18 protein-coding genes and 2 pseudogenes are annotated in these 12256 nt (G+C 38.4%); 1 reads left to right on the top strand and 19 read right to left on the bottom strand.

The genetic code is table 11. The features are described from left to right. The first annotated feature begins 15 nt into the window (after positions 1–15). Positions 16–1500 (top strand): glutamate synthase subunit beta, encoded by a 1485-nt coding sequence (locus CLNEO_RS09595; protein ID WP_066087961.1) that lies wholly within the window; start codon positions 16–18, stop codon positions 1498–1500. A gap of 120 nt (positions 1501–1620) precedes the next feature. Here the strand turns inward: CLNEO_RS09595 and CLNEO_RS09590 are convergent. From CLNEO_RS09590 to CLNEO_RS09510, 19 genes and pseudogenes are all read right to left on the bottom strand, one after another. Continuing rightward, positions 1621–1896 (bottom strand): annotated as a pseudogene (locus tag CLNEO_RS09590) (IS3 family transposase); the annotation flags it as partial. After that, positions 1857–1979, bottom strand: a complete 123-nt coding sequence (locus tag CLNEO_RS16425) for a hypothetical protein (RefSeq protein WP_278276624.1) — start codon at positions 1977–1979, stop codon at positions 1857–1859. The gene CLNEO_RS16425 and the pseudogene CLNEO_RS09590, both read right to left, overlap by 40 nt. Before the next feature lie 119 nt (positions 1980–2098). Further along, positions 2099–3016 (bottom strand): alpha/beta fold hydrolase, encoded by a 918-nt coding sequence (locus CLNEO_RS09585; protein WP_066087957.1) that lies wholly within the window; start codon positions 3014–3016, stop codon positions 2099–2101. 27 nt (positions 3017–3043) lie between these two features. Continuing rightward, positions 3044–3574 carry a GNAT family N-acetyltransferase gene (locus tag CLNEO_RS09580; protein WP_066087954.1) on the bottom strand — a complete coding sequence of 177 codons (531 nt, stop codon included), beginning with the start codon at positions 3572–3574 and terminating at the stop codon, positions 3044–3046. Between the two features lie 23 nt (positions 3575–3597). Continuing rightward, a complete protein-coding gene (locus CLNEO_RS09575) occupies positions 3598–4212 on the bottom strand; it encodes a class I SAM-dependent DNA methyltransferase (RefSeq protein WP_066087951.1) in 615 nt (204 codons plus the stop codon). 94 nt (positions 4213–4306) lie between these two features. Further along, positions 4307–5068 (bottom strand): TraX family protein, encoded by a 762-nt coding sequence (locus CLNEO_RS09570; RefSeq protein ID WP_066087947.1) that lies wholly within the window; start codon positions 5066–5068, stop codon positions 4307–4309. Between the two features lie 238 nt (positions 5069–5306). Beyond that, the gene (locus CLNEO_RS09560) at positions 5307–5741 is read right to left on the bottom strand and encodes a GNAT family N-acetyltransferase (protein ID WP_330382586.1); all 435 of its coding nucleotides are present in this window, start codon (positions 5739–5741) and stop codon (positions 5307–5309) included. A gap of 113 nt (positions 5742–5854) precedes the next feature. Beyond that, complete coding sequence (locus tag CLNEO_RS09555; protein ID WP_066087941.1) at positions 5855–6436, bottom strand: dienelactone hydrolase family protein; 582 nt, start codon at positions 6434–6436, stop codon at positions 5855–5857. A gap of 48 nt (positions 6437–6484) precedes the next feature. Further along, the gene (locus tag CLNEO_RS09550) at positions 6485–6997 is read right to left on the bottom strand and encodes a YcxB family protein (protein WP_066087938.1); all 513 of its coding nucleotides are present in this window, start codon (positions 6995–6997) and stop codon (positions 6485–6487) included. Positions 6998–7097: 100 nt separating this feature from the next. Further along, positions 7098–7739: a lactate utilization protein gene (locus tag CLNEO_RS09545; protein WP_066087935.1), complete on the bottom strand. Its 642-nt coding sequence runs from the start codon at positions 7737–7739 to the stop codon at positions 7098–7100. A gap of 338 nt (positions 7740–8077) precedes the next feature. After that, positions 8078–8461 carry an arsenate reductase ArsC gene (locus CLNEO_RS09540; protein WP_066087931.1) on the bottom strand — a complete coding sequence of 128 codons (384 nt, stop codon included), beginning with the start codon at positions 8459–8461 and terminating at the stop codon, positions 8078–8080. Further along, positions 8454–8663, bottom strand: a complete 210-nt coding sequence (locus tag CLNEO_RS16870; protein ID WP_330382585.1) for a hypothetical protein — start codon at positions 8661–8663, stop codon at positions 8454–8456. The genes CLNEO_RS09540 and CLNEO_RS16870 overlap by 8 nt, the downstream gene beginning before the upstream one ends. Further along, a pseudogene (locus CLNEO_RS16865) lies at positions 8660–9310 on the bottom strand (arsenic resistance protein). The gene CLNEO_RS16870 and the pseudogene CLNEO_RS16865 overlap by 4 nt, the downstream one beginning before the upstream one ends. 54 nt (positions 9311–9364) lie before the next feature. Beyond that, a complete protein-coding gene (locus tag CLNEO_RS16860) occupies positions 9365–9502 on the bottom strand; it encodes a hypothetical protein (RefSeq protein WP_330382584.1) in 138 nt (45 codons plus the stop codon). 12 nt (positions 9503–9514) lie between these two features. Next, positions 9515–10042 (bottom strand): permease, encoded by a 528-nt coding sequence (locus CLNEO_RS09530; protein WP_066087928.1) that lies wholly within the window; start codon positions 10040–10042, stop codon positions 9515–9517. Beyond that, the gene (locus tag CLNEO_RS09525) at positions 10039–10518 is read right to left on the bottom strand and encodes a permease (protein ID WP_066087926.1); all 480 of its coding nucleotides are present in this window, start codon (positions 10516–10518) and stop codon (positions 10039–10041) included. The genes CLNEO_RS09530 and CLNEO_RS09525 overlap by 4 nt, the downstream gene beginning before the upstream one ends. A 99-nt stretch (positions 10519–10617) precedes the next feature. Further along, a complete protein-coding gene (locus CLNEO_RS09520) occupies positions 10618–10968 on the bottom strand; it encodes a thioredoxin family protein (RefSeq protein WP_066087923.1) in 351 nt (116 codons plus the stop codon). 27 nt (positions 10969–10995) lie between these two features. Beyond that, positions 10996–11685, bottom strand: coding sequence for a cytochrome c biogenesis CcdA family protein (locus tag CLNEO_RS09515; protein ID WP_066087920.1), 690 nt, complete (start codon positions 11683–11685; stop codon positions 10996–10998). Continuing rightward, positions 11682–12224: a thioredoxin family protein gene (locus CLNEO_RS09510; RefSeq protein ID WP_066087918.1), complete on the bottom strand. Its 543-nt coding sequence runs from the start codon at positions 12222–12224 to the stop codon at positions 11682–11684. The genes CLNEO_RS09515 and CLNEO_RS09510 overlap by 4 nt, the downstream gene beginning before the upstream one ends. Between the last annotated feature and the right edge of the window lie 32 nt (positions 12225–12256).

Below are 12256 nucleotides of genomic sequence, written 5' to 3'. Positions count from 1 at the left end.
CAGGGGGGATTATGCATGGGAAAAGCAACAGGATTTTTAGAATTTGACAGAAAATCTGGGGGCGAAATGAGCCCGAAGGAAAGAATTAAGCATTTTCAGGATTTTCATGAGCATTTACAAAAAAGTGAACAGCAGCAACAGGCAGCAAGATGTATGGACTGCGGCATACCCTTTTGTCAGAGTGGAATGATGTTAAAGGGTATGGCTTCGGGCTGCCCTTTGAATAATTTGATACCTGAGTGGAACGACTTGATTTACTTGGAAAAAATGGATCGGGCCTTAGACAGGCTGTTAAAAACAAACAATTTTCCTGAGTTTACAAGCCGTGTATGTCCCGCACCTTGCGAGGCAGCATGTACTTGCGGATTGAACGATACTTCCGTTACCATTAAGGAAAACGAATGGAGCATTATTGAAAACGGTTATTTTTCAGGGCTGATTCAGCCAAACCCACCGAAGGTAAGAACAGGAAAGAAAATTGCCGTGATTGGCAGCGGGCCATCGGGACTTGCAGCGGCGGATCAACTGAATAAAAGAGGCCATACGGTTGTTGTTTATGAGCGTAATGACCGCGTGGGCGGACTGCTGATGTACGGCATTCCCAATATGAAACTGGAAAAAACCGTAATTGACCGTAAAGTGAATATTATGAAGGCAGAGGGAATTGAGTTTATCACCAATGCAGATATTGGCAATACCATTAAGGCAGAAAAGCTGATTAAGGAATATGATTCCGTGATTCTTGCCTGTGGTGCATCAAACCCTCGTGATATTAAGGCTCCAGGTCGAGAAGGAAAAGGAATTTATTTTGCGGTGGATTTCTTAAAGGCAACAACCAAAAGCCTTTTGGATAGCAATTTAAAGGACGGTAAATTTATTTCCGCAAAGGGCAAAAATGTTTTGGTCATCGGCGGCGGTGACACAGGAAATGATTGCGTTGGAACCTCTATCCGCCATGGCGCAAAAAGCGTAGTACAGCTGGAAATGATGCCAAAGCCCCCGATGGAGAGAGGGGACGACAACCGCTGGCCCGAATGGCCCAAGGTTTTAAAAACCGATTATGGTCAGCAAGAGGCAATTGCAGTCTTTGGCGGTGATCCCAGACTTTATGAAACAACGGTAACGGAATTTGTTTTAGATAAGGAAGGAAACGTTGCAAAGGCGAAAATTGTGAAGCTGGAGAAAAAAGTCGATAAAAACGGCGCAGTATCCTTTGCGCCAATGCACGGCAGTGAAAAGGCCATTGATGTTGATTTGGTATTGATTGCAGCAGGCTTTTTAGGGACTCAAAGCTATGTATCGCAGGCATTCAAGGTTGAGTTGAATGAAAGAACGAATGTTAAGACGGGGGAAGACAGCTTCCGTACGAATGTTCCAAAGGTTTTTGTTGCAGGTGATATGCATAGAGGACAGTCTTTGGTTGTTTGGGCAATTAAGGAAGGCCGCAGTGTTGCTAGAGAAGTGGATGAAACGCTGATGGGCTATACAAATTTGGTGTAACCTAAAATTAAGACAAATTTAGCGTGATATGAATAAAATAAAAGATAAAGCAAACAAGGGCAAAAAAACGATTATGAAGTGACCCCAAAAAGTTAGACAAATCTTTAAGAAAAATATTGTTCAAGCAGCCGAAAGGGCTTGTTGTCTGTGTAGTGCAGGCGGCAAGCCCTTTCGCTGTGCCTTGCTGCGCCGGTTGTTGTAATAATCCATGTAATCAATCAGTTCAGCTTTGAAATGTTCCATAGAATCAAAGTTTTGCAAATATAGAAGTTTACTTTTGAGCAACCTGAAGAGATTCTCATTCACAGCATTATCTAAGCAGTTTCCCTTGCGACCCATGCTTTGATGAACTCATCTCAATCTGAGCATACGTTGGTACTGCTTATGTTGGTAGTTTCTTTGAACGTGAGATTCTCCTCCCGCATCGTCACTATCACCGTTTGCTTAAACTCTCCGCTATATGGAGTTTCTTTTAGCATAAAAAACACCCCCTAGTTATTTACAGTATACCATACTGTCTAACTTTGGGGGTGCAGTTCATTATGGTTTTTGCTCTTGTTTGCTACAGGGAAAACGGCTGTCCTTTCGTAAAAAATAATTATTGATTTTCAATCTCAACCAAAGCATTTTCCAGAAGCTCTGGCTCGGTAAGATGTATAAAATGACAGCTTTTTTTGGCTTGAATTAATTGAGATTTTGCACTAAATGCTAAATATTCCTTCATGATATCCTGCCAAATTTTTTCAATCTTTTTGGCTGTTTCTTTTGAAGCTCCTCCAAATTCCATAATTTCTTTTTCCACAAGCTGGGGCGTATGGGTAATCAGAATTAGCGGAATATCGGGGAAGGAACCTTTCTTTTTTAAATCTGGAATGTTTTTTTCATCATGGGCTAGTTGATATTCTGCTATGGCAGTTTCGTAGGTATTCGCCTTGGCAAGAGAGTTTAAAATATATTCCTTTGTTTCTGCCTCAAATTCATAATAATAGAAAGGAGGAGCATTTTTCATCAATGTTTTCAAAAGAAAGCCAAGATGCAATTTTGCCAAAGCTTTTGGCAAGCCTAAATGACTGTGCTTATCCACACCGCTTTTTTTGAATTCATCGGGGGTAAGCAACTTTTTGAATTCATTATCCCTTGCAGATAATGGGTCAAGCAAAATAAGCCCTTTCAATTCCTCGGGATATAGTCTTACAAACTGTTGTGCATAAAGACTGCCTTGGGAATGGGCAAGGAGAATTAATTTATCCTCATGGGGCAGGGACTGCAAAAGTTCATGTAATTCCTGGGCAATATGAAAAGGAGTTCTTTCTTTTGTGGATTTTTCGCTGAAATTCGTTCCGGCGCGTTCATATAAAAGAACGGTATGGGAATGAGAAAGCCTTTCTGCAATATGAAGCCACTCGCCCATGCATGCGCCGAGGCCTAACTCTATAACAATGTTTATTTTTCCGTTGCCAAAAAGCTTATAAGCAAGCCGGGTCGAACTGATTTTGACAGAATTTATAGTTATCATAGGTTACCTCCAGATGATAAAGTGTTTTTATTGCAATAAAATCCAATAAATGTTAACCAGATTTCCGTCGGAATATGGCTTTGTTTCTGTTAAAACACCGCCACATTTTTGGATTGTTCGGATAGAAGGAAGGTTATTTGAAAAGCATCCCACCATAACCTTTTCAAGGTTCAAGGTTTTTGCATAGTCTAAGCCTAGCTCCAGCATTTTGGTTGCATAGCCTTTATTTCTTTCGCTGGGTATGACGGAAAAGCCAATATGTCCGCCAAAGTCTGCTAAAAAATCATGCTCTAAATTGTGTCTGACGTCAACCATGCCCACAATTTTTTTGTCAGCTTTACGAACGGCAAAAAACGTTGTCGCTAGAACCCATTCCTTGTTTACGGTTTCGGGACTTTGATTTTTTATTGTATGGGTAAGCCAATCTTCGTAATCCATTTGGTCTAACAAAGCACTACCGTTAATAATGCTTTCGTTGCTGCGGAAAAATTCTTGCTTAAATGCTTCTGCTCCATTTTTGTGCTGATGGGTAGGTAATTGAAGCTCAATTTCTGCCATTTGTTAGCTCCTTTCCAAGTTGGTTACTGCTTCTTTGCTACAACATAATAATTGGGTGGCATGTTATGAAGGTTTTCACAAAATACTATTTTAAATCCGGCATAGATGAATGCATTCTCTAATGTTTCCATGGTGAAATAATTCATTGGAGGGATAATCCTAAGCAAGCTTAGTGGTTTCATTACAGTTTTTAAAAGAAATCTTTCGCCAACACAATCGGTTGCTGAAATAAAGTATCCCCCAGAAGGAAGACAATCATATATTTTTTTTAAAATTTCCTCCGGGTTTGTTAAATAGAGCAATAGATTAAAAGCTGTGATAATATCATATTTCCCTTGTGTAAAGTCTAGTTGAGAGATGTCTTTTACGGAAAAGTCGATATTTTCAATCCCTTGCTTTATCTTCTTTTGATTTGCAAAATCAATCATTTTCGAAGATGCATCCACGGCTGTTATTTTATTTACAGCATCAGTCAAATCCAGAATAATTATACCTGTGCCACAGCCCAGATCAAGGATATCCTTGGATTTGTCACAATATTGTTTGGTGTGGGAAATGGTTTTTGCATTGGCATTATGATAATATTTTTCCGTAGATTTATCGTAGGATTTGGCCATTTTATCCCAGAAGTTTCCCATAGTAATCATTGCTCCTTTTCAGAAACCTATCATTGCAAAGAAAAATTGAAATTTCCTAATATATTGTGTATAAGCTAATTTATATTCTGAAGGCTTATCCGCCGATCATCACGCCCACATTTCCGTATAATGAAATTCGAACGATACCACAAATGATAAGATGGGCGGGATAGTAAGCATAGAAGAACCACTTCATTCCTTTCCAGCTTCCTCTTTCACCATTATATTGCTTGAGAAGGGGGATAGACAGAGCAACAAATAGTTGTAAAATACCGTATACTTTGTTGATAAATAAGAAATAAACCGCCGCATACATGGCAACCACAAAAACCATGCTTGTCATTTGTTTTTTGAAATTACTTCTGTTGTTTCCCATATATAGGATTGCCAAGGTTCCAATGCAGCTCCAATCAGCGCAAAAGCTAATGGCGCAGATGCAAAGGGTAAGTACGGTTTTTATCCACGGCTTGAGTCGTGGATCTGTACTTTGGGCAATTGCCAGTGCCACCAATCCCCACGCCAAAGTCCATAATACACTTGTTTGATTGAAAATAGTTGTTTGAAATGGAACAAAGGGAATTCCAAAGGCAAAGTTATAGGCAAAGTGGGAAACAATAGAAAACAAAAAAAGCCTTTTTATATACTTTTTTAAATTGTGGGTATAAAAAAATCCCTCCACAACAAAAAACCACATAATTGGTGCGGTTAACCTACCTATGATATGTAATAACAAAATCATTGGATGGGTTGGGTAATTTGGAAAAATTACGCTGGCAAAGTGATCAATTGTCATGGCGATAATTGCAATTACCTTAAGATTGTTGGAATTTAAGCCCTTTTCTCTGTTTGTCGGCATTTTGTAAAGTTCCTTTCCTTGAAACTGATTTGCATGTATGAGCACGAATTAATAGATGACTTCAAGGCTTATTTTAAGGGAATTGTTACCAAAAGACAAGGAAAAGGTAAAAAAAGTAATGGATTTTTGGGAAAATCTGATTTCAAAAGAATTCCACAGCAGCTTGATATGAAAAAAATGTTTTTGACATGTATCCGTTATTTCTGCTTAATGAAAAAGCGGATATGTAAGGAGATAATTATACAATAAAAGTAAATTTTTGGCAAGGATAGTCGAACATCACAAGAAATTCTCCGCATTGAAACCCAAAATTTAAATATAAATTTCTTGCTGCAAGCCCTTGTGGGTCACCTTCTCGATATGTAATAACACTGATTTGTGTTCCCTTTGAAAATAAGGAGGCCATCTTCTTGAGCAAATTTTGGGCAATTTCCATTTTACGATAATTGGGATGTACTGCTAAAAAAATTAGGTCTTTATTTTCATAAGAAAAGGCCAATGTACCAATCGTCAGTCCATCTTTTTTTGCCACCAAAGCTTCCTTACGCAAAATACTTTCGTAAAGTCCCGTTTTATAAGCATCCTGATCCAAACCAGGAAAGCTGTCTTTCACTAACTCCAACAATTCCATCCAGCCGTCAATGTCTTGAATGGATGCAAAATCAAAATTCAAAGTGTCACCTCCCTAAATCTTTGTTTACCAAAAACAGCCGTTTTATTTTTGCTTGGAAAATCATGGGCAAGCCCCAGAGAAATCTTGTATATTAAGAGGTCGAAAAAAGCAATTCATTTTAGAAAACCTCTGATATATGTTTCCGCTTTTTTTGCGTGTTTTTGATGATAAGATGCTGTGTATTGATCCATGAAGCCATGACTGGCTTGGAATTGAAATGTTTCAATATTTGGTTTATCCGAAAGCTTTTTTACTACATGCTCCACGTCAAAGGAATCCTCATGGGCAAACAATAGAAGTGTGGGGCAGGAGGGACGGAGGGACAAATAATCTCGTATGCGAGAGCCATAGCAGCAGATGATTCCATCGCAGCTGTCGCCTTCACAGCACCGCCAGGCAATCGTTGCCCCCACACTGAAGCCAATGAAATAAACCTTTTCATAGGCAAGCTTTAGTCGGGCTGATAACACCATAACCTTTTTCCAATAATCAAATCCTACGTTTTTTTTGAAGAATTCATAAGCCTCATGGGATTGGGTGTAGTCAAAGCATTCTCTGCCCAGCATGTTGGGACAAAATACATCAAAGCCTTGTAAGTTAAGCTTGGCAGACATTGTTTCAATAAATTGGTTTATACCATAGATTTCGTGTAGCAGAATGATCGCTGTTTTATGATTACTGATTTTTTGCAGCATAGGCACTCTCCTGTATAGAGTTGTTTTTTGAAAGCATTCTTTTTGGCACTAAAATAAATCCAATTCCTTTATCAGCTGGTTTTTTGTTGTTTCATCCAAGTTTCTGGTTGGTATAATATGAGCCGTGACTGCGCTCAAGTAAATCAAAATCAAATCATCATAAATTTTAATTGATTTTATGCTGTTTTTTGAAATGGTTTTTGAAGAAAGTTCATCAAATATTTTAATGGAATTTTCATCAATAAGCATTGTTTTTTTACCAAAATATGAGGAATTGTCACCCTCACGCAGTAATTTTTGGGCTTGTTTTCTTATGCTGCTTTTATACCGTTTAGGATAGTAAAAAATCCATACTACGAAAAACAATATGGAAATGATAAGCCAATACAAACTTGGCTGTTTGAGCACCCCGGATCCAATAAAATATATGGGAAATGTAAATAAAAGGGGCAGGGCATACCGCAGTGAACGATGCAGCTTTTTTTGCGATGGTGAATTTTCCATATGATATAAATTAAATTTTATATAATCTTCTTCTGTTAATTCGAATTTTATTTCCATTAAGATTCCTCCTCTATTATTATAAAAGTAAAGTGGGAATAAACATTTCCGTAATCAACGGATCCGTAAAATTTTCACAGAATTTCATTTTACGCTGCAATCAATAGCCCAAGGTTTTCCCAACAATAATTATTTTGATTCGGTCTTTTACAAACTGGCCTGATATGGTTACAAACGCATTGCAAATTCTGTTTGGACTTTTGCAATCCACACAATGGCCGATTTTTGTGCAAGGTGTATTTTTGTTTAATCTTTTCGCATCAATGGGAGCGGCATAATTTCTAGCTCTGTTTTCGGCATCTTCTTTATTCCGAACCAATTTATTGATACCTGCTACAATGATAACTTGTTTTGGCCCATAGATCATGGGAGCAACTCTGCTCCCATTTCCATCTATGTTATATAACTCGCCTTCCTCTGTAATGGCATTGGTACTGCACAAAAAAGTATCGGCAGAAAAGTTTTGTATGTAAATTTCCTTTTTTTCCTCTTTTGTAATGCCCTCTTTATATTTATCTAAAAAGGCATAGCTTCCATTGCGCAATAAATCCAGTACACCTGTTTCTAAAAGGGTAAGGGAATCCCCAATTCCTACCAGCGAATTTTTCGCCACCAGGTTTTGGATGACTTGGAGTAATTCAGTTTCGTTTTTTACAAAAATGCCTTTCATATTTTTTTGATTCAGGGCATTGATGGTTTTTTCAACCCGTTTTTCCATAAACCAAGAAATGTTTTCATCCATGGGGCTTCCTCCGATAAAAATATTATACATGTTTTCATGTTTATTGATAATATGAGGATGTAGACTAAATGTAGGTACATTTCATTTGATAACATTATCCATTGAGGGTGGTGTTTTGAATGGAATGTCAAACGAGCCATATTTTTTCATATAACAATACACATGTTTCCACATGGAACGAGAAAAATTATATGATGACAAACCTGTTGATGTAACATTTCGTTAAGACTTTGAATGCTTTTCACCCTTATATTTCCAAAGTCTTGTAATTATAGCATAAAAAAGAGCATCCTTCAATTGGAATTTGCCAACGAAAGGATACTCTGTTATTACTTAAGTTATTTTAAATGCAGTATTTGTTCCTCGATCTTTTTGATAATATTTTTAAACTCTTCGTCACTTTTTCCTGTGGGATCTTCAAGTCCCCAATCTTCCCGATGCTTACATGGAAGATATGGACAATTGACATTACAGCCCATTGTAACAACCACATCTACGGGAGGAATATCCTTTAGCAGTTTTGAGTGTTGTGTTTGTTCCATATCAATGCTGTAAAGCTCTTTCATAAGTCTTACTGCATCTTGATTCATTTGTGGAATTGCTTCTGTTCCTGCGGAATAAAAATCAAATTTATCACCTGCCAGGTGCTTGCCAAGTGCCTCTGCTATCTGACTGCGACATGAATTGTGAACACAGATAAAAGCAACCTTAGTTTTACTCATTTTCAAACCATCCTTTCGTATTGTTTGCAATTTTGACAAGAGTTAGCATGACCGGAACCTCAACAATTACTCCTACTATGGTTGCCAATGCTACAGGGCTTTGTGCACGGAATAACGCAATAGCTACCGCCACAGATAGCTCAAAAAAGTTGGATGCACCAATCATTCCAGCAGGTGCCGCTATATTGTGAGGTGATCTCAATGCCTTACTTGCGAGGTACGCAAAAAGAAGATTAGGAATGTTTGTATAATCAAAGGTATCGCTATCAAAACTATGTGTAGTGGATTATCCAGAATAACATTGCCTTGAAATGAGAAAATGATAATAAGTGTCAAAAGTAATCCCATTATTGTGACGTTATCAAATTTGGGGATAAATGTATTCTGGAAGTAATCCAATCCATGTTTTTTGGTAATGGCTAATCGGGTTACTACACCTCCTACCAGTGGGATTACTACAAACAGTACAACTGAAAGAATAAGTGTATCCCATGGTATACTAACACCACTCACACCAAGCAGAAATGCTACTATTGGAGAAAAGGCTATCAGAATAATAATATCATTTGTTGCCACTTGAACCACGGTATAAGCAGCATTGCCCTTTGTCAAATGGCTCTAAACAAACACCATAGCTGTACATGGGGCAGCTCCGAGCAAAATTGCGCCGGCTAAATAATCTTTGGCAAGCTCGGCAGGAATGAATGCTTTGAATATCACAAAGAAAAACAGCCATGCAATACCAAACATGCTAAAGGGTTTGATGAACCAATTTGTTATCCATGTGACAAACAAGCCTTTTGGATTTTTGCCTACGTTTTTAATACTTAGGAAGTCGACTTTGAGCATCATGGGATAAATCATAAGCCAAATTAGGATAGCAATGGGAATTGATACATTTGCTTACTCAAAACGCCCAAGGAGATCTGGAATTCCAGGTAAAAATTTACCGATCAACACTCCAACGACCATAAAAAGAGCAACCCATATTGTCAGATATTTTTCAAAAAAACCAATACCTGTTATTTTGCTTTTTCCCATAATCGCACCTCACTATTGATTGATTTCATATATCTTTTTTTGCTGTTCCTGATTTAACAATTTTTCTGTAATTCCAGCGATAATCAAAATTCCGATAATGCTAAGTATTAGTCGGGTTATCATGAAATGAATCCCTAAACTTGCTGCTTCGAAGGTTAACATGGGTATCTTTGTTGTTGACCAAGCGCCAATAAAAACAAATACATTAAATAAACTACTGCCTTTTTTCAACATGATGCCAGCAATAGGAAAGGCTGCATACAATGGCCCAGCGGCGGCAGAACCCAGCAAGAAAGCAATCAGAACTCCTTTCAATCCGGAGTTTTTGCCTGTGTACTTCATCATGGTGGCGCGGTCAACCCATACGTCCAGTAGTCCCAAAAGTATAAAAATGGGAGGGATTACCGATATCATCTCAATGAAGTTCTTCTTCGTAAGATTGAGGGATTTTAACCCGATTTCCGGCAAAGCAAATCCTACTATAATGTTAACAATAATCAAAAGAAGAAATACTTTATACCTTTTTAAAAAAGCTTTCATTTCAGCACCACTCCAATCACAAATGCGGCAATCAGTGAAAAAGCGAACGCCAAAATATTTCGAATCATTGTTGCACGCTTTCCAAAAGTCTTTATTTCAAGTGGCAACGTAACAATTCCAACCATCATAAGCGTAGAAACAAAAGCTGCGATTTGCATATATCCCGCACCATTTTTTTGAAGTGCCGCCGCAAGTGGAAATGCCACAAACCCAGGAATCAGAGTAACAGACCCTATCATCGCCGCCCCGATCACACCCCAAATTCCCGAACGTGTTCCCAGAAGAACTGTAATTGTTTCCGGGCTTAATATCGCAAGAGCAAGGCCGATGATGATTAAAATGGATAGAAATTGCGGCAAAATGTTTTCAAAGGATCTCCATGCCTTTCTCAATGCCATTTTTGTCTTATTTCGGTCTTTAAAAAAAGATATTGCAAGACCTCCACCTGCAAGCCCATATAAGATGTAGGTAAACATTTAGCACCCCCTTATTTCATATTTTTAATTTCTATTAATCTTGCATCACTAGATATTTTTTATTTAAAAACACAAAAGCACAAAAAGCACTCATAACAGTTATCTAACCTTCTGCAGGATTTTTACGACCTCATCCGTTTTAAGCACTTTCCCGTAGGAAACCACTTTGCCATCTATAACAAGTGCTGGTGTAGTCATTACACCATAAGCGGCAATCTGTGAGAAATCAGTCACATGATCAATGGTAGTATCCATTCCCAGTTGTTTCAAGGCTGCTTTTGTTGCATCTTCAAGTTGATTGCACTTGGCACAGCCACTTCCCAATACTTTTACACCTGCACCTTCGGAGTTAGTGGTTTCTGTTTTTGCCATGCTTTCTGCACCACAATTTCCTCCACAGCTGCAAGATGTAGTTTCCTCTTTTTTATTTTTCTTACCAAACAATGCCATAATAAATCTCTCCTTTTTTATATAATTTTAGAACCCAAGATAAAACATATAAAACCCAATGAGCAAGATCAGAGAACCCATCACTATTTTTAGTACAGTGCTTGCTTTACCATATTTTTCGTTTGAAGAAAGCTTTTGTACAAAGCCGAAAGACGTTCCGGCGACAATCGCAAGAATGCCATGACCGATTGAATATAGTAGCAATAATAGTATTCCCCAAACAACACTTCCTTTTCCAGCGACAATCGTAAGCAGAGCGATGAGCACAGGTGTGGAGCAGGGGGAGGAAAAGATGCCGCCTAGAATGCCTGCAATGAAGGCTCCGGCATAGCCTTTCTTCGTGTTTTTTTGAAGCAAATAGCTGGATGGTATGATTTCAAAAATACCCCAGGTTTGCAAAGCCATCAGAATCATTAGTGTGCCCAAAATGAGATACCACCATGAAGCAGAAGTTCCCATCAAACGACCGGCAAGGGAAGCAATTACTCCAAGCACTGTAAATGTCACAGCCGCTCCTCCTGCAAAAGTGACCGATAGCCAAAAGGCTCTTTTTGTATCGCGCTGACCTGTGCCACCCACATATCCTATGACAAGAGGGATGCTAGATAATGAACACGGTGTAAAAGAAGTAAGCACTCCCGCAAAAAGTGCAAGAATCGGTGCAAGCCAACCGCTATTTGTAATTATTTCGGATAAACCCTCAAGGATTTGTGTCATTCAACCACCCCCATATCAATAAGGATAGCTCTCATCTCCGCTTCAGTCAGCCCACCTTGATGCACTGTGAAGGCATGCTCACCTGTATCACTATAGGTATACATATCAAACTTTATTTCCATATCATCCCTTGGCACATAAGGTGTTCCATCATCATTAATAAATACCTGAGTGGGAATAACCTGAATCGGAAAATCCTTTGCAGCGTCTCCGTTTTTCCAAACATCAACAAACTTGATGATTGCTTTGCCCTGCATTTCCGCGTTTAACGTTTTTAGTACAGGAGCCATTTCCTTGCATGGAATACAGGAATCCGCTCCGAAGTCAATGATAATAGGCAGGTTGTATTCCTTCAGTATATCAAGATCAATGGAAGTTGCTTCCAGTGCAAAGTCCGTAACAATTCCAGTTTGTTCATCAATGGGAGTAGATGTTGGATGGGTTTTTACGATCCATATTAGTATAAGTGTCGCCGCAATTAATACCGGCACCAATATTTTACCTAACAGCTTTTTCGTATCTATTTTTTTCATATTCATAAGCAGTAATTCCCTCCATCATTTCATTTTTT

It is taken from the genome of Anaerotignum neopropionicum (assembly GCF_001571775.1).
Lineage (GTDB): Bacteria > Bacillota > Clostridia > Lachnospirales > Anaerotignaceae > Chakrabartyella > Chakrabartyella neopropionicum.
The sequence above is the reverse complement of the archived record's forward strand: the minus strand, read 5'-3'. Positions and strand labels throughout refer to the sequence as shown.

What these genes read in the sequence shown, in the direction of transcription:
- CLNEO_RS09510 (WP_066087918.1), bottom strand. Translation starts at nt 12,224, where the DNA reads ATGAATATGAAAAAAATAGATACGAAAAAGCTGTTAGGTAAAATATTG.
- CLNEO_RS09575 (WP_066087951.1), bottom strand. Translation starts at nt 4,212, where the DNA reads ATGGGAAACTTCTGGGATAAAATGGCCAAATCCTACGATAAATCTACG.
- CLNEO_RS16425 (WP_278276624.1), bottom strand. Translation starts at nt 1,979, where the DNA reads ATGCTAAAAGAAACTCCATATAGCGGAGAGTTTAAGCAAACGGTGATA.
- CLNEO_RS09595 (WP_066087961.1), top strand. Translation starts at nt 16, where the DNA reads ATGGGAAAAGCAACAGGATTTTTAGAATTTGACAGAAAATCTGGGGGC.
- CLNEO_RS09570 (WP_066087947.1), bottom strand. Translation starts at nt 5,068, where the DNA reads ATGCCGACAAACAGAGAAAAGGGCTTAAATTCCAACAATCTTAAGGTA.
- CLNEO_RS09545 (WP_066087935.1), bottom strand. Translation starts at nt 7,739, where the DNA reads ATGGATGAAAACATTTCTTGGTTTATGGAAAAACGGGTTGAAAAAACC.
- CLNEO_RS09525 (WP_066087926.1), bottom strand. Translation starts at nt 10,518, where the DNA reads ATGTTTACCTACATCTTATATGGGCTTGCAGGTGGAGGTCTTGCAATA.
- CLNEO_RS09540 (WP_066087931.1), bottom strand. Translation starts at nt 8,461, where the DNA reads ATGAGTAAAACTAAGGTTGCTTTTATCTGTGTTCACAATTCATGTCGC.
- CLNEO_RS09585 (WP_066087957.1), bottom strand. Translation starts at nt 3,016, where the DNA reads ATGATAACTATAAATTCTGTCAAAATCAGTTCGACCCGGCTTGCTTAT.
- CLNEO_RS09520 (WP_066087923.1), bottom strand. Translation starts at nt 10,968, where the DNA reads ATGGCATTGTTTGGTAAGAAAAATAAAAAAGAGGAAACTACATCTTGC.
- CLNEO_RS09550 (WP_066087938.1), bottom strand. Translation starts at nt 6,997, where the DNA reads ATGGAAATAAAATTCGAATTAACAGAAGAAGATTATATAAAATTTAAT.
- CLNEO_RS16860 (WP_330382584.1), bottom strand. Translation starts at nt 9,502, where the DNA reads ATGGGAAAAAGCAAAATAACAGGTATTGGTTTTTTTGAAAAATATCTG.
- CLNEO_RS09515 (WP_066087920.1), bottom strand. Translation starts at nt 11,685, where the DNA reads ATGACACAAATCCTTGAGGGTTTATCCGAAATAATTACAAATAGCGGT.
- CLNEO_RS09530 (WP_066087928.1), bottom strand. Translation starts at nt 10,042, where the DNA reads ATGAAAGCTTTTTTAAAAAGGTATAAAGTATTTCTTCTTTTGATTATT.
- CLNEO_RS09555 (WP_066087941.1), bottom strand. Translation starts at nt 6,436, where the DNA reads ATGCTGCAAAAAATCAGTAATCATAAAACAGCGATCATTCTGCTACAC.
- CLNEO_RS09580 (WP_066087954.1), bottom strand. Translation starts at nt 3,574, where the DNA reads ATGGCAGAAATTGAGCTTCAATTACCTACCCATCAGCACAAAAATGGA.